Below are 21,787 nucleotides of genomic sequence, written 5' to 3'. Positions count from 1 at the left end.
CACTGGCAAGGAGTAACCATGAACCTGTCTGATCCTTTTCACCTCGCGGTACAAGTGCGCGATATCGATGAAGCTCGTCAATTCTACGGGGATTTTCTGGGTTGCCCGGAAGGTCGCTCATCGGAAAGCTGGGTGGACTTCAATCTTTACGGCCATCAGTTCGTCTGTCATTTGAATCCCGCGCTCAAGGACAACCCCGTCGCCAGCCACAAGAACCCGGTCGATGGTCACGGCGTGCCGGTACCGCATTTCGGCGTGGTGCTGGATATGGCGTCCTGGGAGGCATTGGCCAAGAAGCTGCGTGAACACGGCGTCTCCTTCGAGATCGAGCCCTATATACGCTTCAAGGGTGAAGCCGGTGAACAGGCTACCATGTTCTTCTACGACCCTTCGGGTAACGCCCTGGAATTCAAGGCCTTCAAGAATCGTGACGAACAGCTGTTCAAGAAGAACTGAGCCAGCCTTCGAAGCCTTAAGGAAAAGAGCGGTTAATCGCCAAGAGGCGCCTCGCTATTTCCTTTGCAGTCGATATTCCTTTACACAATGGCATGGGGAATAAAGCAGGAGGTGTCCTTGGTGATCTTGCCGCTATCTTCACGGATGCCCATGCCGCAGGCACGATCGCCGACCACCCAGCTGCCGATCAGCGCATGCTGATCGCCGAATTTGGGCATGGGCTGATACGCCTGACGAATATAGGGGCTATCGGTGTAAGGCCCGTCGACAAACTCGCGTTCACCGGTATCGGTGACCAGTTCGATATTGCTCCCCTCACGCGAGAAAAACGGCTTGCGCACCCAACCGGGGGGCAGCGGCTGGCTTGGGTCGTCGTCGAAGAAGGCGGGCAAGAGGTTGGGGTGGCCTTCGTTATACTTCCACAATAACGGCAGAATGCCTTTATTGGACAGAATCGCCTTCCAGGGTGGCTCGAACCAGTGGGTTTGCATGGCGGGCAGCTGTTCGCCAAAAGTGTCATGGGCCATTTCTTCCCAAGGGTAAAGCTTGAAGATGGCGCGAATCGGGTTGTCGTCGAGATCGACGAAATGCGTCATGCCCGGCTTCAGGCCAATATCCTGCATGAACACGAAAGGCGCCTTGAGGCCGGCCTGAACCGCGATATCCTGCAGGTAATGCACGGTGGCCCGCTCTTCCACGTTATCTTTCACGCAGGAGAAATGCAGCGTTGCGTCTTCGAGCCGCTGCCCCAGATGAGCCATGACGTTGAGCAGGCGTTCCTGGATGGAGTTGTACTGGTCGGCCTGGCGCGGAATAAGCCCTTGTTGAATGGCCTGTTCCAGCCACACCCACTGAAAAAAACCCGCTTCGTAGATGGAAGTGGGGGTGTCGTAGTTCAGTTCGAGAAGTTTCGCCGGTCCGTTACCGTCGTAGGCGAAATCCATGCGCCCATAGAGGTGAGGCTGCCCCTCCGTCCATGAGCGGCGAATGGTTTCCCACATGAATTCGGGTAACGCCAGGCGTCGCATCAGTTCATCGGAGTGACAGACGCGTTCGACCATGGCCATGCAGAGTTCGTGCAAGGCTTCCGTCGGGGCTTCAATGTCATTTTCGACCTGAGCCAAGGTGAATTGGTAATACGCCGCTTCTTTCCAGTAAGGTGCGCCTTCGATGGTGTGGAAATGAAAGCCCAATTCTTTGGCCAAACCTTTCCAGTTGCGGCGTTCGGCGATATCGATTTTCAGCATGGCGTTCCCAGGGTGCAACAACCGGTGAGTCACAAGACAAGAATGAGGCGCCAACCGGAACGGCTGGCGCTTGAAACCTCAAGAACCCCAGCCGCCTCGGGCTGACGAACTGGAGCCGAAACCGCTGCGCTGGGTGGCTCGGGTGCTTGCCGTCTGGCGCACAGCGGTACGGGTGGCTTCATTGCGCTGCGCTACCCGCTGCGAGGTATTTCTCGTGGCGGCATTCCAGTCGCCCTGGTTCTGGCGGTTGCGGTAAACCGGTTCCTGGTAGACTCGCTCGATGCTACGCCCACGGTTAGTGTTCGACATCATGTTGCCGACCATGTAGCCCATCATCGCGGGCATGAACCAGCTACCGCCACTGCTTCCAGTAGCAGCCTGCGCTTGCTCTTCGGTCGGCGCCGTACAGGCGCCTTCGCCATGCTCGGCTTCACAGGCTTCCAGCGAATCAAAGCGTGGCACTGCCTCAAGCGATGCTTCATAAGCGGCTTCACAAGCATTGCGGGTATAGACGTTGGCGGCAACGCATTCTTCTACGCTCTGGAACGCCTTGGGCTCGTCGAAGCGAACGTCGGTAATCTGTTCTTCCGGCTCAGGGCTACAGGCCGTTAAACCGAAGGCGCCCACTCCCATCAGAGCGAGTGATAAGCGAGCGCTGCGCTTGCGGCGTGGCAAGCTTGGTGTTTGATCTTGGGTCGACATGTCCTCTCTCCTTACCACGTCATTGAAGCGGCGTTGAGCAAGCCAACCGAAATGGATACCGTTGCTACCAGAATGCCGTAGGCGTGGTGACCCTCGGTGATATGCTGCGACAGGCTTTCTCCCTGCTTGCGTAAAAACAGCTTGAAGCCGAAGAACGTCGCCAACTGCACGAAAAAGGCGATAATGCCCCACAGCAGAAAATCAATGAAACTGACGGAATTGGCCATGGCGCTGTACAGCGGGATAGTGAAACCCAGGATAGAGCCACCGTAAGCCGCCGCCGCCGCCGCATTGCCCTGGCGAATCAATGTCCATTCGTGATGCGGCGTGATAAGGCTGTAGCAAAACATGAACGCGGCCAGTAGTATGATGGCGCCGAACAAATAGGCGAAGAAAAACGGCAAGCCTTGTAGATAATGTACGATGTTGTCCATGCAGTGGGTCCTTTTGCGATGTTTTAAAAATATGTTCTAAAAAGCATGTTCTGAAAATGATGTTGTAAAGATGAGGCCGTCGACGTTACTAGAGGGCGTCGATATCCACCGAAGCGACATCCACGCCCAGGTTGTAAACCACCATGAAGCTTCCCTGGCCGTCATCCTCGGCACTGATCAGTAGGTATTCCATACGTTCGGAAGCCTGGATGTTGCGTTCGTAGAGCATGGCATGATGGCGTACCTGCCTGGGCACGAGGCTTTCCAGTGTCGTCACGCTTTCCTCGAAGACCACCGGCGCCGACCAGAGGCTGTCGGGGGCACCCCAAACGCGGTTGAATTCACAGCTACGTTCCGCGGGCGGCGCGGCGGTGAGGGTGACGCAATTGGCGCCCAATGTATCGGCTTTTTTCTCGACCCCGTTGATCAAGGTATCGAACTCACTATCGGAGACATGCGCCACCCGGTAGAAATCGAAGAGCTTGTATTCGATGACATGCCCGTGTTCGATATTGGCTTGCAGCCAGGTATCGTTGTCCAGATAAAAGCGAACCAGGTGCGAACCTTGCCCCAGGTCGACATGCCCTACGGCAGCGATATGGTGGTAGCTGTCATCGTCCCAGGCAAAGAGGGCATCCTCGTGGGCACGCAAGCCGATCAGCTGTATCTTGACCCGACCATCCAGGCGCAAGCCTTCGACCGTTTCCAGAGAAACCATCGGCGGCAGTCCCGTGGCGGGTATGGCTGAGTTGTCGGCTCTGGTGTCCTGTTGCGTTGAACGAAGCAGTGCTTTGAGCGTCTTGAACATTACGCAGCTCCTGCTGTGGCATGGTTGAGCAATGTGAGAATATCTTTTTCGGACAGGCGCTTATCTCCCATGTAGTAAAGGGTGTCGCCTGGGGCGAGCACATGTTCGAACGGCGGGTTGAGCAGTTGGGTGTCTTGCGTTCCCGATCGACATGCGCCCAATAAGGTGATGTTGTACTGAGCTTTTGCCACGTTCATGAGGTCGCCGTAGTGTACGGCTGGCGTTGCTTGGGGGAGGCGGGTCTGATACTGGGTGGCTCCATGGTTGATGGCCAGCAACTCGTTGACGACGCGACTGATGCCTGCATCGGTCGCCGAGCGCACCAGCATTTCGATGGAAAGTCCTTCGGTACATTCGATACCCGGCAGGGTGCGGCGTAACATGTTGGCCGTGGCGTGGTTGTCGCAATGAGCCACGACATGGCAATCCGGGCGCTTCTGGTCATAGACCGAGAGAGCGATGGTGGCCACGCGTTCGTCGGCATCGTCATAGATGATGATGCGACTGGCCCCCTTGACGCCCGCACGTGCCAGTAACTCCGGGCTGGAAAAGCTATCGCCTTTAACAAACTTGACGGTGCCGGGCATGGGATTGTCGATATCCTTGACCACACACAGAACGATGTCGTCCGGCAGGTTGCGGTCCTCCAGAAGGATATTGATAATCTTTTTCGTCGGCTCGCCGTGCCAGCCGATGATCAGCGTATGGCCGGAAAGGTCCTGGTGGTTGGCTTTCCCCTGCATGATATGTCTCCAAGCTTCGCTGACGTTTGCCGTGGCCTTGCCGATAAAAGCGGCAAAGAGCATGATCCCGCCGGGGATGAGCCACAGCGCAGCGATCCATTGGCCAGCGCCGGTGATGGGGCTGAAATCGCCGTAGCCCACCGTTGTGGTCGTGGTTATGTAGAAGTAGACCCACAAGCCGAGGCTCTGGGCAATCGGCTCGCTTGCCAGCGCCATCATGGCCCAGGACAAGCTGGCATGGCCAAGCACGACAATCAGCAGAAACGTCCAGCTGACGTTGATGGTGGATGCCTGCAGCGCTTTCATCAGGCGCAAGAAAATCGGCACGGCCCTTCCTTTTCGCAACATTACTCAAGACCTGCCCGAAAGGGCAGGTCTGTCATGGGTGAGGCTTATTCGGGGGCCGAGTCCTTGTTGCTTTTCGCTTTCAGGCGCGCCAGTACATCATCGGCCTTTCGATTGGTGGCCCCGATGCCGGCATCTTTCAGGCGTGCTTCGAGAGAGCTTCCACTTTCTTCGGCGGCCATTTGATCGGCGGCTTTCATCTGGGCGGAGTCGAGCTGCTGACGTTCCTTGATGCGGTCGAGCGATTCCATGGCGCTGTGCATCGCACTGTTCTGGCCGGAGTGGCGAGCGGCAACTGCGGACTGGGCTTTCTGCGCCGATTCGGTGGCTTTCACCACGCTGACCTGCTGCTTGAACTGGCGCAACTGATTTTCGGTGCCGCGAATGGCCCCGCGCAGGCTTTCAATACTGGCGTCGTATTCAGTCACGATGGCACGTTCCGCGTCCAGATCATCCTGCAATGCCACGATACGGTTGGCGACTTCCACAGCCAGTTCTTCCTCGCCTTTATCCAGGGCGGCTGCGGCACTTTGCTCCAGTTGGGATATCTTGCTTTCAAGAGTACTCGCCTTGTTGGCATTGAGCTGTCGTTGCCCCATCAGGCGCGTCAATTCGGTCTTGGATTTGCCCAACTGGGCTTCTGAATCGCGAATTTCCTGATCGAGAATGCGCAATGCCTGTGAATCGACCACGGCTTGGCCGGTTTCGGTCGCTTTGCCGCGAAAGGCCGTCAGTAACTTGTTCAACATGTTGATTCCTCATTTTAACCGTTAGATAACTGGATAATTATTTCAGTGACGACGCCTGGTCTCAGGAAAAATGCTCCTGGATAAGCCCTGCCACTTCCATCGCCGCCCCGGCCGTGGCGTGAAGTTCGGCACAGAGGGATTCAAGCTTGGAGTCACCGAACAGCTGGCCATAAGCGACGTAATAAGCGTGGCCGCCAATATCGGTGATGCCGATGGAGGCGAGCGGCAGGATCAATCCTTGGCGTAACAGAATTTCGTTGAGAGTCGCTTGTTCCTTGATGCTGGTCATAGGGGCGATCGGTGTCATCGCTACCCATTCATTTTCGCTACGCGAAAGGGTAATGGTGAGATTGCCATAGTCACTGAGTTCCCAGATCACGGTATTGTTATCCGCGTCCAGGGTGACGTCGCCTTCCGGCCAGGCCAACTCCGGGAGAACGGAAGAGCTCTTATCGTTGACAATATCGAAAAGGGCTTTTGCATCAAGCGGGGTGGGGCTGTTGTTCACGTCCATCTATGTCTCCATGGGGCCGGTGGTGTCGGTCGTATTGCCATATCTTGTCTGTACTAAAGGCGCTCAGGGTCGGTGGCCAATGAAAAAGCGTGTTTTATATTGCATACCACAAAATAGCGAAGTAATGGCACAGAGTGCCCAGCATCACGAAAAGATGCCACACAAAATGCCCGTAGCGCAGCCGGGCGTCCATGGCGAAGAAGACCACGCCTAAGGTATAGGAGAGACCGCCTGCGACGAGCCAGGAAAGCCCCGAGGGCGACATACTCTCCACCAAGGGTCCAAGCGCCACGACGATCAGCCATCCCATCGCCAGATAGAGGCCCGTGGAAACCACGGGGTGAGAGCCCCTGCCGAAGGCTTTTTGCAATACGCCGAGAAGAGCAAGCATCCAGACAGCTCCCAGTAGCCACCAGCCCCAGGTACCTTGCAGGACCCCGAGCGTAAAAGGTGTATAGGTGCCGGCAATCAGCAGGTAGATGGCGGAGTGCTCGATGACTCGAAACACTCGCTTTGATTGTCCCTGGGGCAGCGCATGGTAGAGGGTGGAGGACAGGTAGAGAATTATCATGCTGGTGGCGAAAACGTAGGTGCCAATGACGAAACCGATGTCTTCATGAAGCCCTGCCTGTTTCACGAGAAAGGGCGTTCCCACCACAGCGGCAACCAAGCCTAGACCATGACTGATACTGTTGGCGATTTCTTCACCCAATGACTGATTACGTCTGGGTGCAGGTAGCCATTCCCTCATCGAGCCCTCCGGCATCAGCGTCATTCGTCGCTGGCTAGCTTCTTCTTGCTTTCTTTCTTTCTCTCAAAGCGTGGGGTTGATCATCAAGCCGGCTTACCGAAACGCTTGTGTAGCCAGGCATTGATATCGTCGGATTCATACAGCCATTGATCCTGTCCATCAGTATGGCTGATTTTCAGGCAGGGTACTTTTACCCTGCCTCCGCCTTCCTGCAGCGCCTTCTTGTGCTCAGGGTCGAGTTGGGCGTCGCGTAATTCGATATCAAGCCCCAGGCGCGCTATTTCCTTGCGTACTTTAATGCAGAATGGGCAGGTGCGAAATTGATAGAGTGCAAGATTTTTACATTCGGCGTCGACCTTGGCCTGCTCTTCTTCGCTACGCTCGACGGCTTGCGGAGTGGAAAGCTTTTCCGCGATCAGCATGACCGGTGCTAGCACCAGGCGTAGGCCGCGAAAGAAGTAACGAATCACGATTCTCATGAAGCCATCCTTAATAATTATGTAAAAACAGTGGAATAAAGCGTGGACGCATCCTGCAACAACTGGCTGCTATTGTCACTGCCATGGATGAGCAAAACCGCTTGTCATGCTAGGCTGCCAAACTGTTTTTGACTGTTGTCAGGGGTTTGACCTTCATGCATCTTCATATCATCGGGATTTGCGGCACCTTCATGGGTAGCCTGGCATTACTGGCACGCGAGCTTGGCCTGGAGGTCAGTGGCTCCGACGCCAACGTCTACCCGCCCATGAGTACGCAATTGGCTGAGGCGGGTATCGTTCTGCATGAGGGATACCGGGCGGAAAATCTTGTGCCTGTGCCGGATCAAGTCGTGGTGGGTAACGCTCTTTCCAGGGGAAATCCCGAAGTGGAAGCACTTTTGAACAGCGGCCTTGCATATAGTTCCGGGCCGCAGTGGTTGGCGGAAAAAGTGCTGCCGGGACGCAAGGTAATCGCTCTGGCGGGTACCCACGGCAAGACCACCACGGCCAGCTTGCTTGCCTGGTTGCTGGAGTCGGCAGGGCTTAATCCCGGCTTTCTGATTGGTGGAGTGCCGCGCAACTTCGGGGTTTCCGCGCGGTTGGGAGCAGCCGACGGACCTTTTGTAGTGGAAGCCGATGAGTATGACACGGCATTTTTCGACAAGCGTTCCAAGTTCGTGCATTACCGACCCACCATCGCGGTACTCAATAACCTGGAGTTCGATCATGCCGACATCTTCGAGGATTTGGCGGCAATCGAACGGCAGTTTCATCATTTGGTGCGCACGGTTCCAAGCAACGGAAAGTTGCTGGTAGCCGATGAGCAGCCGGCACTGGAGCGGGTGCTGGCTCAAGGAGCCTGGACCCCAGTCGAGCGTTTCGGTACCCAGCCGCAAAGCCCTTGGCGATTGGCACTGGAACGTGACGATGCCAGCCGTTTTCAGGTAATTCATGAAAATGCCCAGGGTGGCGAGGATGCCGTGGTGGACTGGTCATTGACCGGCGAGCACAACGCACGCAATGCCTTGGCGGCATTGGCGGCGGCGCATGCCTGCGGCGTGGATCTGGCTCGTGGCTGTGCGGCACTTTCACGTTTTGAAACACCGCGGCGGCGCCAGGAAGTACGCGGTGAAGTCAACGGAATTCAGGTGATCGACGACTTCGCGCATCATCCCACCGCGATAGCCGCCACCTTGCAGGGACTGCGCGCGGCAACACCGAAAGGGCGGCTGCTGGCGGTCATCGAACCACGCTCCAACACGATGCGTCTGGGCGCGCTGCGTGACCGTCTGAGTGGCAGCGTGGCGCTTGCCGACCAAGTGTTCTGGTATCAGCCACCGGGGCTCGACTGGTCGTTGGCGGATGTCATTGCCCAACAGACTCAGGCGGCGGCATTGCATGATCAAATCAGTGAACTGGTAGCCGCAGTGACGGCGGCTGCCAAGCCGTTGGATCGTATCGTGGTGATGTCCAACGGGGCTTTCGGGGGCGTCCATGAATTATTGCTGCAGGCACTGAGGACTCGTTATAAGGACACGCATGGCCATTGATTCTGTTTCAATTTCCGGCTCCAGCCCCAGCGCTGTAGCTACTGCTGGCGTAAGTGCTGGCTTTCGCTCGCCGATCACGGTCGCCTTGACCGGTGCCTCCGGCGCCCAGTACGGCCTGCGGTTGATCGATGTGCTGGTGGCGTCCGGCCATGAAGTCTGGGTGATGATCTCCAAGGCTGCGCACATGGTGATTGCCACCGAGATGGAGATATCGCTGCCTGCACAGCCCGAGCGACTGGCCCAAGCACTCTGTGAGCGCAGTGGCGCCGCTGCAGGACAGATTCGTTGTTTCGGTCGGGAGGACTGGATGTCGCCGGTGGCTTCGGGGTCGGGTGCTTCTTCAGCCATGGTGGTATGCCCTTGCTCGACGGGCACGCTTTCCGCGGTGGCCTGCGGTGCGAGCAATAACCTGATCGAACGTGCCGCCGATGTGGCGATCAAGGAGCGTCGTCAGCTGATCATGGTGCCACGAGAGACACCATTTTCGGCGATTCATCTGGAGCACATGCTGACCTTGAGCCGCTTGGGCGTGGTGATTTTGCCTGCAGCACCCGGTTTCTATCATCGTCCTCAAGGCGTGGATGACCTGATCGATTTTATCGTCGCGAGAATCCTCAACCAGTTAGGCATTCAGCATGCCCTGATGCCGCGTTGGGGCGAAACGCCGGGTTCGGTTCCGGGCTCATGATGTCCTGGGCGATGGTGACTGTGTTCGTGCCGACCTTCCTGTTGGTGTCGCTGACCCCAGGCATGTGCATGACCCTGGCGATGGTGCTTGGCATGACGCAAGGGGTCAAACGGACCTTATGGATGATGATCGGTGAGCTGGCCGGGGTAGGCTTGGTAGCCACGGCGGCGGGTGCCGGTGTGGCGGCATTGATGTTGCGCCAGCCGGAACTGTTTGCCTTGTTCAAGTGGGTAGGCGGGGCTTATCTGGGTTATCTCGGCGTAATGATGTGGCGCTCGCGCGGGCGCATGGCGATTCCGCTGGAGTTAGAGGTTGCCGCTCCCGCCGGGCGCGTTCAACTTGCCTTGCAAGGCTTTCTTACCGCCGTGGCCAACCCCAAGGGGTGGGCATTCTTCATGGTATTGCTGCCGCCTTTTCTCGATGCTTCACGGCCGCTGGCCAAGCAATTGGTGGTGTTGATCAGCGTGATTCTCACCATCGAATTTTTCAGTATGCTGGTATACGCGACGGGTGGCAGTACCTTGCGCAAGCTATTGGGGGAAAGCAGTAATGTCCGCCTGCTCAACCGTATCGCCGGGGGCTTGATGGTAGGGGTCGGTTTATGGCTGGCGCTGGGCTAGGGCGCTAAACCGGCGACAACAACACCACCCGGGCGCTTACCAATACCAGGGACGCCACCGTCAATGCCTGCCAGGGGCAGGGGCTAAGCGATCGGCGGGGGCGGCTTTGCCAGTTGAGCTGCACCAGGGCGCAGACCACTAACCCCAGCAGGGCGCCACCCACTAGATCGCTGAACCAGTGCACGCCCAGCACCAGACGGGAAAGTGCCATGGGCAAGGCCAATGCCATTGCCACCCAATATATCCAGAAGCGCTTATGGTGAGGTAGTTCCGCGGCGACGAAGGCCGCCGCCAGGCCGAATAGAACCACGGCGGTGGAGCTATGAGCACTGGGGTAGGCTAGCGAGCCAGTCAAGTAATCGGGGGTTTCGGGGCGCGGTCTTGCAAAGAAATTCTTGCCCCAGATGTTCAATAGGGCAATGCCGCCCAGTGCGGCCAACCAGTGCAACAGGGCGGCGATGTGGCGTTTGGCCAATAGCCATAGTCCCCAAGGGAGAAAGAGCGCCAGGACACCGTATTTGTCACCGATGCTCGCCATGATTTGGCTTAGCTGGTTCAGAAAGGGTGTCTGCAGTGCCATCACCAGCTGTTGCAGCTGGGTATCCATGGGCATGGGGCCATGGTGTGAAAGCACCATCAATGTCCAGCCCGAGAGGGCGCCCAGAGAAATCACCAGCAGTAGTGTAGAAGCCAAGGGCACTTCGCCGCTTTGGCTCATGGCGAGCCAGGGGCGCCGCAGCAACGGTACCCGACGCGCAACGCCCGCCGTCAAGCGATACAGGCGCCCCTCCCGCGCCAACTGCGCACGGCCCCAGGAAAATACCACAGCCAGCCCCACCACGATCAGGGCGAACGTGATCAACCAGGTTTCAAATCCTGGAGGGAAGTCCAGTAACTGTTCCCAGGTACGCCCGAGCAGATAGCCTGGCAAGATGTAAGCCGGCGCCCAAAGCGCGGCCGAGGCCAGATTGGCCCAGATAAAAGTGAGAGGCCGCATGTGCAGCATGCCGGCAATCAAGGGGATTACCGGGCGCACTGGCCCTATGAAACGACCGAAAAACACTGAAAAGGGGCCGTAACGTCGAAAGAAACGTGCCCCCCGCGCCAACCATTCCGGATGTCGCGAAAGTGGCCATAATCGAGTGACGCGTTCACGCTGAAGGTACCCCAGGCCGAAGCTTACGCCATCACCGATCACCGCCCCAATGAATGCCACGCCGATCACCCAGACCAAGGCCAATTCCTGATGGCCCGCCAGTGACGCGGCAGCGGTTATCAGCAACACTCCGGGGACCAGCAACCCCACCAACGCCAGCGATTCCACCAGCGCAATCAATAGCAGCAACAGTAGCAATGCCGCAGGGGATGGGGTGAGTTGGTACAGCGTATCGGCAAGCGACACAGGCGGCTTCCTTGAATAAGTGAGTCAAGAAATAGAAAGAGGATTGTGAAGTGTCAGATGAGCTCAGTAAGAGCGTCGGCACGCGCTTGCAGGCGTTTCAAGTAGCGTGCAAACAGTTCCTGTCGAGAAGGCAGACAGGCAGCGATGCGCACCTCGAGCTGCCCGGTTTCCACTAGAACACGCTGGGAAAGCGAGCGTTGCAGGCGTTCACGCACCAACAGGGCGCCGCTTTCGCTGGTGTCCGGGAGCACCAGCCAGAAGGTGGTGGGACCGGCTCGGCCGAGAATATCATGTTCACGACAACCGCCGTAGACATCCGTGCATAACGCCTCGAGCAAGGCTAGGCGAGCGCGATTGCCGAATTGCTCACCCGCCATGTCCAGTTGCGGCAGATGAATGACCAGGACGGCAAGTTGCTGGTTCAGCATGGCGGCACGCTGGTATTCGCTGCGCAAGCGTTCATTGAGAGTGTCTATATGATACGCATCACATTCACTGTCGTTGGGGTCGGTGGCACGAAGTAGCGCTCGGCGACGTACGTGCTCGCCACGAGGCAAGGCCAGCAGTAGAACCAGCGTCAGATAACCCCAAGCGGTATCCCAGCCTAGCTGTGAACCCAGCGGTAACCAGTACCAGACCGGGATCATGCCCAAACTGATGATGAAGGCCGCCCATAACGGTAGCAGCAGGAAAGTGGCGGTGATGGGCAAGCCTACCCAGAGAATGGAGGTCTCGGGGCGTTGATGCAAAGCGAAGATCACCAGTAGAAAGGTGCAGCCAAGTGCCAGCACTCGGGGCGAATACGCCTGTAGCCCCTGGCCTAGATGCAGCAGAAGAGTGGCCAGCATGATCAGCATCACGAAGGCGGTTAGCAATAACTGCTGGTATTCTCCCATGGCGTAAAGCCAGAGCGTATAAACGGCTATCAAGAGTAAGCTAAGGCAATAGGCCAGGGTCATCAGACGCCCGGAAAAACGGTGTTGGGTCATGAGATATCCTCCGCCGAAGGTGCTGGCGAGAGGAGAAGAGACGCTTGGCGTAATGATGCCAGGTTCAAAGATTGCGACTCTACCTCCATCAAGGGATAGCGTTGACTTACGATCGTGTCAGGCAGGGCTGTAAGCAAAAGGATGCGTCGTGTTGCAGCTTCCTGTGGTGAAGGTGCCAACAATAAGGTAGCGAGCGTGGTGCCATCCAGGCGATAGACATTTTCGAAATCATAAGTCAGCTCGCTTAGCTTGCGTGCAATGGACCAGAGTTGATGACGTTTGACCTGCAGCACCAGCAACTCACCATGCACGCTTTCCCGCTCACAGCGAATCTGTTCACGAGGCAGGTCGCGCAGTAGCTGTTCGCCGGGCCAGAGATTATAGCCTGGAATCAGGCGCAAGCGTTGACGAATGGCGCCGTTCATATCCGTCATCTGGCGAGCTCGAGAGAGCGCCAGTAGCGTCAATACACCCAACGTTGCGATCAGTAGCATCCAGGTGGGAGTGCCGAGAATGGATGTGACGACCATCAGGCTGATGGCGGCGGCGCCGAGATTGAAAGCTAATGCCCAGATAGGCTGGGGTAGCATCAACAGAGCCACCCAGGCCCATACCAGTAATGCATGTCGCTCCGGTGCGACGCTGATCAACGCCATCAACAGCAGACCGGGCAAGAGCTGCCAAGGTAACCCTCGAGAGCGGCGATGACTGAATTCAAGCAGTAATGCCATCACCAGCAACCAGCCCACGCTCAGCCATAATAAAGCTGCCGCCTGAGGCAGCGCGGTCTGGGTCCAGAAAGCCATGGTCGCTGCGGCGGCAAGCAGATTGCCGCGCAGCAGGCTGATTTTGTACTTGCTCTGCATGGTGCCTTACTATTCGTTGAGATAATTGTTAGCACTGACGTATTTGCGATGATGAGCGAAACACTGAGGTAACGCTCTATGGCGTCGCCGGTCAGCTGCGCCCTGTCGGCATTGTGAAAGTATCCTGATGACGCAGCGAGCCTAAGGATACCGTATGCTGATGTTTATCACTTTACTTGTTTAGGCGTAACCACGCACGGAGAGGGCATGAGCGTTTCAATATCGTCGAAAAAGCATGGAGCCGGTGAAGCCGCACCGGTGGAAGTGACTGCGTATATGCACTCACTCGGTCAGGCGGCCCGCAAGGCGGCATCCGCACTGCGCCGGTGTGATACCGGCACCAAGAATGCCGCCTTGCTGGCGATGGCCGAGCAACTCGACCAAACACGCCAGACGGTGCTGGCCGCGAATGCGCGTGATATGCAGCGTGGCCGAGAGAGCGGCCTGGACGCCGCCTTGCTTGACCGCTTGGCGCTTGATGACAGCCGTATCGATGCCATGCTGGAAGGGCTGCGCCAAGTGGCAGCCTTGCCCGACCCGGTGGGTGAAATCGATGGTTTGCAATCGCGACCCAGCGGTATTCAAGTCGGCAAGATGCGGGTCCCCTTGGGGGTTATCGGCATCATCTACGAGTCTCGGCCGAACGTGACCATGGAAGCGGCCAGCCTGTGCCTGAAATCGGGAAATGCCTGCATTCTGCGCGGTGGCTCGGAAGCCTTCGATTCCAATGCAGCGATTGGTGCCTGCATTCAGGCCGGGCTTGTCAACGCCGGTCTGGCGGAAAGCTCCGTTCAGGTGGTGGCGACCACCGATCGTGCCGCGGTGGGCGAATTGATCAGCATGCCGGAATTCGTCGATGTGATTATCCCGCGTGGTGGCAAGTCATTGATCGAACGTGTTTCGCGTGATGCCCGGGTGCCGGTGATTAAGCACCTTGACGGTGTTTGTCATGTTTACATCGATGCCACGGCGGACAAGGCCAAAGCCTTGGCAATTGCGGTGAATGCCAAGACCCATCGTTACGGTACCTGCAACACCATGGAAACGCTGTTGCTGGATGCCTCGATTGCTGCTGAGATGCTGCCGGTTCTGGCGGCGGCCTATGCCGACCATCAGGTGGAGCTGCGCGGCTGCGAGCGTACCCGAGCCATCTTGCCTGATGTAGGCGTGGCCACGGAAGACGACTGGCATGCCGAATACCTGGCGCCGGTGCTGGCGGTCAAAGTGGTCGATGGTATCGATGCGGCGATGGCGCATATCGAGCGTTATGGTTCCCACCATACTGATGCCATCGTCACCGACCATTACGGGCTTGCCCGGCGCTTCATGGCGGAAGTGGATTCCAGCTCGGTGATCGTCAACGCTTCGACTCGTTTTGCCGATGGCTTCGAATACGGCCTGGGCGCGGAAATCGGTATTTCCACCGATAAACTGCATGCCCGCGGGCCGGTAGGCCTGCAAGGCCTGACCACGCAGAAATACGTAGTGTTCGGCGATGGCCAGGTACGTCAATAGTCCGGGATGCCCATGAGTAACTGTCAGCCGACCTTTCAGCGTATCGGCATGCTGGGGGGGACATTCGACCCGGTGCATCTGGGCCACTTACGTAGCGCCGTAGAACTTCACGAAGCGCTGGGGCTTAAGCGGTTGCACATGATACCCGCCCCGCAGCCTCCCTTGCGCGGCGAGCCTCGGGTTGCCCCGGAAACCCGTCTGGCCCTGCTGCAGGCGGGCATCGGGGATACGCCGGGGCTGGTCGCGGATGATCGCGAACTGCACCGCGCCGGACCTTCTTACAGTGCCGATACATTGGCTGAGTTGCGTGAACAGTACGGCGACCAGGCAAGATTGATGATGGTAGTCGGCCATGATGCGTTTCTCAAACTGGCTCAATGGCATGCACCGCGCCGTTTGTTCGAGCTGGCACATGTCGTGGTAATCGATCGCCCTGGCTACAACGACCCTCTTCCTGGGGAGTTGAGGGAACTGCTGGGCGAAAGGGAAGTCGATAGCGTGTCGGAACTGATGAGGCATGCGAAAGGAGGCCTGTTACGTTTGAGCTTACCCTCGCGCATGGCGATTTCGGCAACCGGCATTCGGCATCGACTGGCAGCAGGCCAAAGTGTCCGTTACCTGGTGCCGGAAGCCGTCGAACGACTGATTATCCAGAAAGCGCTGTATCGGAATGAATAAATTGTCGATCGGAACGGCTAAACCGTCGATAGCGCTGGCAGCCACGCCATAAGCCGTTACAATGGCCGGCTCGATTCTGTCAGTTATTTCAGGGGTTGTAATTCAGGAGTTATGCACATCGAAACACTCAAGTTATTAGCGATTGATGCGCTGGAAGAACTCAAGGCGCGAGATGTCTCGCAGCTGGATGTTTCCAGCCTTACCGATGTTACCGATTTAATGGTGATCGCCAGCGGTACGTCCACTCGTCATGTCGCAGCACTGGCTGAAAACGTGGTGGAAAAGGCCAAGGCGCAAGGGCTGCGGCCCAAGGGCGTGGAAGGCGGGCCCAATGCAGACTGGGTGCTGGTCGACTTGGGGGACATCGTGGTCCACGTCATGCTTCCCGAAGCGCGCCAGCTGTATGATCTGGAACGGTTATGGGCGGATCTGCCCGCGGATAGCTCACTAGCTACGCTGGAGCAGACGCTGAGCTAATGAAGATTCGCTTGTTGGCGGTGGGTACTCGCATGCCCGCTTGGGTAGACGAGGGCGTCGAGACTTACCGCAAACGTTTGCCACGGGATTTTAGCCTGGAAATTGAAGAAATCGCGCTGGGGCAGCGGGGCAAGAATGCCGACATTCCCCGAGCGATCAATCAAGAAGCCGGGCGCATCCGTGACAAACTACGCGGTAATGAGCACTGCGTGGCGTTGGAAGTAAAAGGGAAGCCCTGGAGCACCGAGCAGTTGGCTCGAGAAGCGGACGAGTGGCGGATGCAAGGGCGTGACGTTGTATTGCTGGTGGGAGGGCCGGATGGTCTAGCGCCCGAACTTTCCGCTCAAGCGGATCAGCATTGGTCGTTGTCGCCGTTGACGCTACCCCACCCGCTGGTCAGGATCATGTTGGCCGAACAACTTTATCGTGCCTGGACATTGCTGGTCGGTCATCCCTACCACCGTTAAATTACCAGTTTGCCTATATTTGACTATCTCATCGAGGTTGGCTTTCCGTCATGCGTGAGCGTCGTGACACGCTGAAAAATCCAGAGCAGGAGCAACGCATCTTTCGGATGCGTTCATTACTGGCAGTGCTGGTGGTGACGGTGTTGACCGGTCTGTTGACGGCTCGCCTGGCCTATCTGCAGGTTGTGCAACACGATATGTACAGCACGCGTTCGGAAAGCAATCGCGTACGTATCGAGCCGCTGCCTCCTACCCGTGGATTGATATACGACCGTAACGGCGTCTTGTTGGCGGAAAATCGTCCTACCTATAATTTGATGCTGGTACGCGAGCGAGTGGAGGATCTGGACGCCACTCTTGAACTATTGGTTGAGTTGCTGGAGCTTTCCGAGGAAGAAGTCGCAGCGTTTCATGTCCGTTCACGTCAGCGCCAACGACCGTTTCAACCGGCGCTGTTGACCAGTGATCTGAACGAAGATCAGATTGCCCGTCTAGCGGTCAATCGCCATCGCTTGCCTGGGGTGGAAGTGGAGGCCCAGTTACTGCGTTACTATCCGGATGCCGAGATCATGGCCCATGCCTTGGGTTATGTGGGGCGAATCAATACCGACGAGCTCAAAGTGCTGGACCCGGGGCGTTATGCAGGGACCCATTTCATCGGTAAAACCGGTATCGAGCGTTTCTACGAAGATGCGTTGCATGGTGAGGCGGGGCTGCGCAAGGTGGAAGCCAATGCACGAGGCCGTGTGTTGCGTGAGTTGGGCCGAACGGCCCCGGTGCCGGGAAAAAACCTGACATTAACCCTGGATAAATCGCTTCAGAAACTGGCTTATGAGCTGCTTGATGGCCGGCGTGGCTCGATCGTTGCTTTGGTTCCGCAGAGTGGCGAAATATTGGCGCTGGCGTCGGCACCCGGCTTTGACAGCAACCAGTTCGTTACCGGGATAGACGTTGCCTCCTATCGTGCGTTGCAACAAAACCTCGATCTGCCGTTATTCAATCGTGCCATTCGTGGACACTACCCGCCGGGCTCCACGATCAAGCCATTTCTGGCAATGGCCGGGCTGGCGGAAGGCGTCATTACGCCGGACAGTCCTATCTACGACCCCGGCTACTACCAGTTGCCCAATGACTCACGGCGTTACCGAAATTGGCTGCGCTGGGGGCATGGCCGGGTGGATATGGAACGCTCGATAGCAGTCTCCAACAATACCTACTATTACACCTTGGCTCATGATCTGGGTATCGATCGCTTGAACGAGAACATGCGTGCTTTCGGGTTCGGTCGACAGGTTGCACATGATGTGCAGGGTGAAAGTGCCGCCCTGATGCCTTCCCGTGAGTGGAAGCGAGCACGTTTCAATCAGCCATGGTATCCCGGAGAAACATTGTCGGTAGGTATCGGCCAAGGCTACTGGCAAGTCACCCCGCTGCAATTGGCCAGCGCCACCGCGACACTTGCCAATCGTGGCCAGTGGGTCAAACCGCGTCTGGCTCGTCGTATCGACGATACCCCGCTGCCGCTTGAATTACCGCATACGTTAGCTGATATCGAGCTTAGCAATACCGATTGGTGGGATCGTATCTTCAAAGGCATGGAAAAAGTCATTAGCGGTAATGAAGGGACTGCGCGCCGTATGGGGGTAGGACTTGAATACCGCATGGGAGGCAAGTCCGGTACCGCCCAGGTATTCTCGCTGGGTCAGGATCAACGCTACGATGCCGACGAGCTTGAGGAGCGCTTGCGCGACCATGCCTTGTTCATGGCGTTTGCGCCTCTGGACGACCCTCAGATTGCCGTCGCGGTGATTGTCGAGAATGCGGGAGGGGGAAGTACTCACGCCGCTCATCTGGCACGTGCCATGACTGACGCCTGGCTGCTTGAGCCGGAAGACTCTCAGCTCAACCTCGATGCCTTGCTCGAGGGAGAATTGTAAATGGGGATTATGCATTTGACGCGACGCTGGCGCGGTTACCCTGTGCGTCCACCGGACAGCGGCATTGCCCGGCGCAAGAGTCTCTGGGAGCGGATTCATATAGACCCTTGGTTGCTGGGAATGTTGCTGTTGCTGATGGGCGCCGGGTTGCTGGTACTTTACAGTGCCTCGGGTCAGCATATCGACGTGGTGATTGCCCAAGGCACCCGCTTTGGCGTTGCCTTGGTGGGGATGGCGATTTTGGCTCAGTTCTCCGTGGTGACCTTTTTACGTTGGGCACCGCTTGCCTATGGCGTCGGGTTGGCCATGCTGGTTGCCGTCGAATTGTTCGGTGATGTGGGAATGGGTGCCAAACGCTGGCTTGTGATTCCCGGCGTGATGCGCTTTCAGCCCTCGGAAATGATGAAACTGGCAGTGCCTCTGATGGTCGCGGCGTACTTGAGCCGCCGCCAACTGCCGCCCCGCCTGCGTGATCTGGCTGTATGCGCGGTACTGATTGCCCTGCCGGTAGTATTGATTGCCACTCAGCCCGACTTGGGTACTTCGTTGCTGGTCACCAGTGCCGCTGTGATCGTGATAGTGCTGGCCGGGCTTTCCTGGAAACTGATTCTATTCGCCATGGCAATGGCAGGGGCCGCCTTGCCGGTGTTGTGGATGAACATGCATAACTACCAGCGCCAGCGGGTATTGACGTTTCTCAATCCGGAAAGTGATCCTCTAGGTTCCGGTTGGAATATCATGCAATCGACCACGGCGATCGGCAGCGGTGGTGTATGGGGCAAAGGCTGGCTGGACGGTACGCAATCGCAGCTGGAATTCCTGCCCGAGCGTCATACCGATTTCATCATCGCGGTGCTTGGTGAAGAATTCGGCCTGGTGGGAATGCTGTTGCTACTCGCGCTTTACGTGATGATCGTCAGCCGAGGATTATGGCTGGCAAACTATGCTCAGGATACATTCGGGCGTCTTTTGGCGGGCAGTATCATCTTGACGTTTTTTATCTATGTATTCGTCAACATAGGAATGGTCAGCGGCATATTGCCAGTGGTGGGTGTGCCGTTACCTCTAGTGAGTTACGGTGGCACCTCAAGCGTGACCTTGATGGCCGGTTTCGGTATCCTCATGTCGATCCAAGCCCATCGCCGGTTACTACCGCGTTAACGGCCACTAACCCCATGTATCAGTGAATTCCAGGAGTGGTGAGGACATGACTATGGCCGTACATAAGGCGACCGCCGGCTTGACTTCGGTAGTGCTGGGGTGGCTTCTGCTTAACTCCGCCAGTGCAGCAAATCCGACTCCGGACCAGCGACACTTTCATCCTGAGGTCCACTCACAGGCCGCCGAGTTGGTCGAGGAGTTATCAGAACGCGGTCTTTCGCGAGAATGGCTGACCGCCACTCTGAACAAGGCCGAATTTACTCAGGGGGTCCTGGATGCCATGGCGGGGGCCGCGGAGAGGCGGCTGGGCTGGCATGAATATCGCGCTATTTTTCTGACGCCTGAGCGCGTTGATGCCGGCGTGGCTTTCATCGATAGCCATAGCGATGCAATGGATCGGGCGCAAACCGACTATGGTGTGCCGACGGAAATCATTGCCGCGATTATCGGTGTGGAAACCTATTATGGCCGCCACACTGGGCGTCACCGAGTGTTGGATTCGCTGGCGACGCTAGCGTTTCATCACCCTGTGCGCGGTGGTTTCTTTCGCGGTGAGCTCAGTGCCTTTCTGGAACTCACTCATGAGCAGGGCGTGGCGCCGGAAACCTTGAAAGGCTCCTATGCCGGGGCCATGGGCTACCCGCAGTTTATTCCTACCAGTTATCAGGCGTACGCGGTAGATTTTGACGACGATGGCTTGCGCGATCTGTGGCGTAATCCGGTGGACGCGATCGGTAGTGTCGCTAACTATTTCAGCGAACATGACTGGCAGCCGGGCGCACCTGTCTATCATGAGGCTAATGGCCCCGAAACCCTGGTTGAGGGCATCGAATTCAATCAGACGTCACGGCCGTATGTCATGCTTGAAGCGTTGCGTGCCGAGGGTATCGAGCCCGCCGCTGCACAAGGGGATGCACCCAGGATCATGAAAGCCGATCAGAAGGTCATTCCGCTGGCATTGGAGATGGCGGATGGGCGTTATCGCTATCGGCTCGCGCATGACAATTTTTATGTCATCACGCGCTACAATCACAGCCACCTTTATGCGATGGCGGTGACCGAATTGGCCGAAGCGATTGCTGAACAACGTGGGGAAACGCCATGATCGAGCAGCGTATTCATGAATGGCGCCCCGTGGTGCTGGTAGTTGTGTTGGGGCTGGGGTTGTTGAGCGGCTGTGCTAGCCAAGATGTTCAGCAGCCGGAGCGTCAAGCATCCGATACCTTGCGCCAAACTGGCTCTGGCGCGAGCGCGTCTTCCTCAGAGCGTTACGCCATGAGTGGGGACGCCTACCCGATGGCGCCACCGGATGTTTCGCAAGTGCCGGATGCTGAGCCGCGTATCGAAGCGCCTTCTCGGGCAGGTAATCGTTCAAGCTATGAAGTGTGGGGCAAGACCTACCAGGTATTACCTGATGCTCGCGACTATCAGCGGCGTGGAAACGCCTCCTGGTACGGCGAAAAATTTCATGGTTATGCTACCTCCAATGGTGAAATCTATGACATGTACAAGATGTCGGCAGCCCATCGCTCCTTGCCCTTGCCTACCTTCGTTCGGGTCACTAGTCTGGACAACGGCCGCTCGGTGATAGTGCGTGTCAATGATCGAGGGCCGTTCCACAGTGATCGAGAAATCGATTTATCCTATGCGGCGGCGGCACGCCTGGGCTTTCTGGATGCCGGTACTGGTGCCGTGGAAGTGGAAGCCATCGACCCTGAACGTTGGCTGGCCGAACGGGGGCGTACCGCCAATGATTTCTCGGCGTCTCAGTCTGACTCAGTGGCTAGGGCACCGGTAAATCCTCAACCTAGCACCGTGTCGCAAGTTGCAGGAAAAGGTGCTGAAAACGGCATTGAAAAGAGCCTTGGAAAAGGCACTGAAAAAAGTACTGTAGAAAGCACCGATAAAATGTATCTGCAAATTGCAGCGTTGGAATCCTCGGATAGCGCGCGTGAGCTTCGAGATCGCCTGGAAAGTGAGCTTTCGCATCCTGTCCGGGTCAAGAGTGATGCCGACATGCATCGCGTACAGGTGGGGCCGGTCGATAATGAAAATAGTATGGTGCCGTTACGTGAAGCACTGCGCCAAGCCGGTTTTCCGCAAGTTTTTGTAGTGCAATAATAATCGGAATACATCCCTTAAGAAGCGATGAAGCCTCATCGCCGACTCTTTACCAGTCTTTCTGAATCAATTTTGCTGTAAATGCCAA

At 57.1% G+C, this 21,787-nt stretch carries 24 protein-coding genes; 12 read left to right on the top strand and 12 right to left on the bottom strand.

Going from position 1 to position 21,787, the window contains the following annotated elements; all coding sequences use genetic code 11:
• Positions 1–18 precede the first annotated feature (18 nt).
• The gene (locus DU506_RS14105) at positions 19–456 is read left to right on the top strand and encodes a VOC family protein (RefSeq protein WP_114487544.1); all 438 of its coding nucleotides are present in this window, start codon (positions 19–21) and stop codon (positions 454–456) included.
• 80 nt (positions 457–536) lie between these two features.
• On the opposite strand, the gene DU506_RS14100 is transcribed toward DU506_RS14105, so the two are convergent.
• The 9 genes from DU506_RS14100 to DU506_RS14060 all read right to left on the bottom strand — a co-directional run bounded on the left by DU506_RS14100 (position 537) and on the right by DU506_RS14060 (position 7,228).
• Entirely contained in the window at positions 537–1,703 is a 1,167-nt protein-coding gene (locus tag DU506_RS14100) for a glutathionylspermidine synthase family protein (protein ID WP_114487543.1), read from the bottom strand.
• Positions 1,704–1,781: 78 nt separating this feature from the next.
• The gene (locus DU506_RS14095; protein WP_114487542.1) at positions 1,782–2,405 is read right to left on the bottom strand and encodes a DUF1190 domain-containing protein; all 624 of its coding nucleotides are present in this window, start codon (positions 2,403–2,405) and stop codon (positions 1,782–1,784) included.
• Positions 2,406–2,416: 11 nt separating this feature from the next.
• Positions 2,417–2,830, bottom strand: a complete 414-nt coding sequence (locus DU506_RS14090; RefSeq protein WP_114487555.1) for a DUF350 domain-containing protein — start codon at positions 2,828–2,830, stop codon at positions 2,417–2,419.
• Positions 2,831–2,927: 97 nt separating this feature from the next.
• Positions 2,928–3,647, bottom strand: a complete 720-nt coding sequence (locus tag DU506_RS14085; RefSeq protein WP_114487541.1) for a DUF2491 family protein — start codon at positions 3,645–3,647, stop codon at positions 2,928–2,930.
• Positions 3,647–4,717, bottom strand: coding sequence for an ion channel (locus tag DU506_RS14080; RefSeq protein WP_114487540.1), 1,071 nt, complete (start codon positions 4,715–4,717; stop codon positions 3,647–3,649). The genes DU506_RS14085 and DU506_RS14080 overlap by 1 nt, the downstream gene beginning before the upstream one ends.
• Positions 4,718–4,782: 65 nt before the next feature.
• Complete coding sequence (locus DU506_RS14075) at positions 4,783–5,484, bottom strand: PspA/IM30 family protein (protein ID WP_114487539.1); 702 nt, start codon at positions 5,482–5,484, stop codon at positions 4,783–4,785.
• A 61-nt stretch (positions 5,485–5,545) separates the two neighbouring features.
• Positions 5,546–5,998, bottom strand: a complete 453-nt coding sequence (locus DU506_RS14070) for a DUF2170 family protein (protein WP_114487538.1) — start codon at positions 5,996–5,998, stop codon at positions 5,546–5,548.
• Between the two features lie 94 nt (positions 5,999–6,092).
• Positions 6,093–6,749: a PAQR family membrane homeostasis protein TrhA gene (trhA, locus tag DU506_RS14065; protein ID WP_114487554.1), complete on the bottom strand. Its 657-nt coding sequence runs from the start codon at positions 6,747–6,749 to the stop codon at positions 6,093–6,095.
• Between the two features lie 83 nt (positions 6,750–6,832).
• A complete protein-coding gene (locus DU506_RS14060; RefSeq protein WP_114487537.1) occupies positions 6,833–7,228 on the bottom strand; it encodes a glutaredoxin family protein in 396 nt (131 codons plus the stop codon).
• Positions 7,229–7,383: 155 nt separating this feature from the next.
• Between DU506_RS14060 and mpl the strand changes: the two genes are divergently transcribed.
• Genes mpl through DU506_RS14045 form a run of 3 tightly spaced genes read left to right on the top strand, consistent with a single transcriptional unit; the run spans position 7,384 to position 10,086 of the window.
• Complete coding sequence (gene mpl / locus DU506_RS14055; protein WP_114487536.1) at positions 7,384–8,778, top strand: UDP-N-acetylmuramate:L-alanyl-gamma-D-glutamyl-meso-diaminopimelate ligase; 1,395 nt, start codon at positions 7,384–7,386, stop codon at positions 8,776–8,778.
• On the top strand, positions 8,768–9,466 hold the full coding sequence (locus tag DU506_RS14050; protein ID WP_114487535.1) for a flavin prenyltransferase UbiX: 699 nt from the start codon (positions 8,768–8,770) through the stop codon (positions 9,464–9,466). The genes mpl and DU506_RS14050 overlap by 11 nt, the downstream gene beginning before the upstream one ends.
• Positions 9,463–10,086, top strand: a complete 624-nt coding sequence (locus DU506_RS14045; RefSeq protein ID WP_181870773.1) for a LysE family translocator — start codon at positions 9,463–9,465, stop codon at positions 10,084–10,086. The genes DU506_RS14050 and DU506_RS14045 overlap by 4 nt, the downstream gene beginning before the upstream one ends.
• 4 nt (positions 10,087–10,090) lie before the next feature.
• On the opposite strand, the gene DU506_RS14040 is transcribed toward DU506_RS14045, so the two are convergent.
• Genes DU506_RS14040 through DU506_RS14030 form a run of 3 tightly spaced genes read right to left on the bottom strand, consistent with a single transcriptional unit; the run spans position 10,091 to position 13,343 of the window.
• Positions 10,091–11,488 (bottom strand): bifunctional DedA family/phosphatase PAP2 family protein, encoded by a 1,398-nt coding sequence (locus DU506_RS14040; RefSeq protein WP_114487533.1) that lies wholly within the window; start codon positions 11,486–11,488, stop codon positions 10,091–10,093.
• A gap of 53 nt (positions 11,489–11,541) precedes the next feature.
• Complete coding sequence (locus tag DU506_RS14035) at positions 11,542–12,477, bottom strand: diguanylate cyclase domain-containing protein (RefSeq protein ID WP_114487532.1); 936 nt, start codon at positions 12,475–12,477, stop codon at positions 11,542–11,544.
• A complete protein-coding gene (locus DU506_RS14030; protein WP_114487531.1) occupies positions 12,474–13,343 on the bottom strand; it encodes a hypothetical protein in 870 nt (289 codons plus the stop codon). Before DU506_RS14030 ends, DU506_RS14035 begins: the two co-directional genes overlap by 4 nt.
• Positions 13,344–13,550: 207 nt before the next feature.
• Here DU506_RS14030 and DU506_RS14025 point away from each other — a divergent pair, with 207 nt between their 5' ends.
• From DU506_RS14025 to DU506_RS13990, 8 genes are all read left to right on the top strand, one after another.
• Positions 13,551–14,858, top strand: coding sequence for a glutamate-5-semialdehyde dehydrogenase (locus tag DU506_RS14025; protein WP_114487530.1), 1,308 nt, complete (start codon positions 13,551–13,553; stop codon positions 14,856–14,858).
• Positions 14,859–14,870: 12 nt separating this feature from the next.
• Positions 14,871–15,536: a nicotinate-nucleotide adenylyltransferase gene (gene nadD / locus DU506_RS14020; protein WP_114487529.1), complete on the top strand. Its 666-nt coding sequence runs from the start codon at positions 14,871–14,873 to the stop codon at positions 15,534–15,536.
• A 111-nt stretch (positions 15,537–15,647) separates the two neighbouring features.
• On the top strand, positions 15,648–16,013 hold the full coding sequence (gene rsfS / locus DU506_RS14015; protein WP_114487528.1) for a ribosome silencing factor: 366 nt from the start codon (positions 15,648–15,650) through the stop codon (positions 16,011–16,013).
• Positions 16,013–16,480, top strand: coding sequence for a 23S rRNA (pseudouridine(1915)-N(3))-methyltransferase RlmH (gene rlmH, locus DU506_RS14010; protein WP_114487527.1), 468 nt, complete (start codon positions 16,013–16,015; stop codon positions 16,478–16,480). The genes rsfS and rlmH overlap by 1 nt, the downstream gene beginning before the upstream one ends.
• Positions 16,481–16,530: 50 nt before the next feature.
• On the top strand, positions 16,531–18,417 hold the full coding sequence (mrdA, locus tag DU506_RS14005; protein WP_114487526.1) for a penicillin-binding protein 2: 1,887 nt from the start codon (positions 16,531–16,533) through the stop codon (positions 18,415–18,417).
• Positions 18,418–19,578 (top strand): rod shape-determining protein RodA, encoded by a 1,161-nt coding sequence (gene rodA, locus DU506_RS14000; protein ID WP_114487525.1) that lies wholly within the window; start codon positions 18,418–18,420, stop codon positions 19,576–19,578.
• 46 nt (positions 19,579–19,624) lie between these two features.
• Positions 19,625–20,683 carry a lytic murein transglycosylase B gene (gene mltB, locus DU506_RS13995; RefSeq protein ID WP_415843595.1) on the top strand — a complete coding sequence of 353 codons (1,059 nt, stop codon included), beginning with the start codon at positions 19,625–19,627 and terminating at the stop codon, positions 20,681–20,683.
• Positions 20,680–21,699, top strand: coding sequence for a septal ring lytic transglycosylase RlpA family protein (locus tag DU506_RS13990; protein ID WP_114487524.1), 1,020 nt, complete (start codon positions 20,680–20,682; stop codon positions 21,697–21,699). Before mltB ends, DU506_RS13990 begins: the two co-directional genes overlap by 4 nt.
• Positions 21,700–21,787 lie beyond the last annotated feature (88 nt).

This window comes from Vreelandella rituensis, from assembly GCF_003336665.1.
Lineage (GTDB): Bacteria > Pseudomonadota > Gammaproteobacteria > Pseudomonadales > Halomonadaceae > Vreelandella > Vreelandella rituensis.
The sequence above is the reverse complement of the archived record's forward strand: the minus strand, read 5'-3'. Positions and strand labels throughout refer to the sequence as shown.

Bases quoted from the DNA above. Each gene is read 5' to 3' on its own strand.
- DU506_RS14035 (WP_114487532.1), bottom strand. From the start codon at position 12,477: ATGACCCAACACCGTTTTTCCGGGCGTCTGATGACCCTGGCCTATTGC.
- DU506_RS14095 (WP_114487542.1), bottom strand. From the start codon at position 2,405: ATGTCGACCCAAGATCAAACACCAAGCTTGCCACGCCGCAAGCGCAGC.
- DU506_RS14070 (WP_114487538.1), bottom strand. From the start codon at position 5,998: ATGGACGTGAACAACAGCCCCACCCCGCTTGATGCAAAAGCCCTTTTC.
- DU506_RS13990 (WP_114487524.1), top strand. From the start codon at position 20,680: ATGATCGAGCAGCGTATTCATGAATGGCGCCCCGTGGTGCTGGTAGTT.
- mpl (WP_114487536.1), top strand. From the start codon at position 7,384: ATGCATCTTCATATCATCGGGATTTGCGGCACCTTCATGGGTAGCCTG.
- DU506_RS14075 (WP_114487539.1), bottom strand. From the start codon at position 5,484: ATGTTGAACAAGTTACTGACGGCCTTTCGCGGCAAAGCGACCGAAACC.
- DU506_RS14100 (WP_114487543.1), bottom strand. From the start codon at position 1,703: ATGCTGAAAATCGATATCGCCGAACGCCGCAACTGGAAAGGTTTGGCC.
- rlmH (WP_114487527.1), top strand. From the start codon at position 16,013: ATGAAGATTCGCTTGTTGGCGGTGGGTACTCGCATGCCCGCTTGGGTA.
- mltB (WP_415843595.1), top strand. From the start codon at position 19,625: ATGACTATGGCCGTACATAAGGCGACCGCCGGCTTGACTTCGGTAGTG.
- rodA (WP_114487525.1), top strand. From the start codon at position 18,418: ATGGGGATTATGCATTTGACGCGACGCTGGCGCGGTTACCCTGTGCGT.
- DU506_RS14085 (WP_114487541.1), bottom strand. From the start codon at position 3,647: ATGTTCAAGACGCTCAAAGCACTGCTTCGTTCAACGCAACAGGACACC.
- mrdA (WP_114487526.1), top strand. From the start codon at position 16,531: ATGCGTGAGCGTCGTGACACGCTGAAAAATCCAGAGCAGGAGCAACGC.
- trhA (WP_114487554.1), bottom strand. From the start codon at position 6,749: ATGAGGGAATGGCTACCTGCACCCAGACGTAATCAGTCATTGGGTGAA.
- rsfS (WP_114487528.1), top strand. From the start codon at position 15,648: ATGCACATCGAAACACTCAAGTTATTAGCGATTGATGCGCTGGAAGAA.
- DU506_RS14025 (WP_114487530.1), top strand. From the start codon at position 13,551: ATGAGCGTTTCAATATCGTCGAAAAAGCATGGAGCCGGTGAAGCCGCA.
- nadD (WP_114487529.1), top strand. From the start codon at position 14,871: ATGAGTAACTGTCAGCCGACCTTTCAGCGTATCGGCATGCTGGGGGGG.
- DU506_RS14050 (WP_114487535.1), top strand. From the start codon at position 8,768: ATGGCCATTGATTCTGTTTCAATTTCCGGCTCCAGCCCCAGCGCTGTA.
- DU506_RS14060 (WP_114487537.1), bottom strand. From the start codon at position 7,228: ATGAGAATCGTGATTCGTTACTTCTTTCGCGGCCTACGCCTGGTGCTA.
- DU506_RS14045 (WP_181870773.1), top strand. From the start codon at position 9,463: ATGATGTCCTGGGCGATGGTGACTGTGTTCGTGCCGACCTTCCTGTTG.
- DU506_RS14105 (WP_114487544.1), top strand. From the start codon at position 19: ATGAACCTGTCTGATCCTTTTCACCTCGCGGTACAAGTGCGCGATATC.
- DU506_RS14030 (WP_114487531.1), bottom strand. From the start codon at position 13,343: ATGCAGAGCAAGTACAAAATCAGCCTGCTGCGCGGCAATCTGCTTGCC.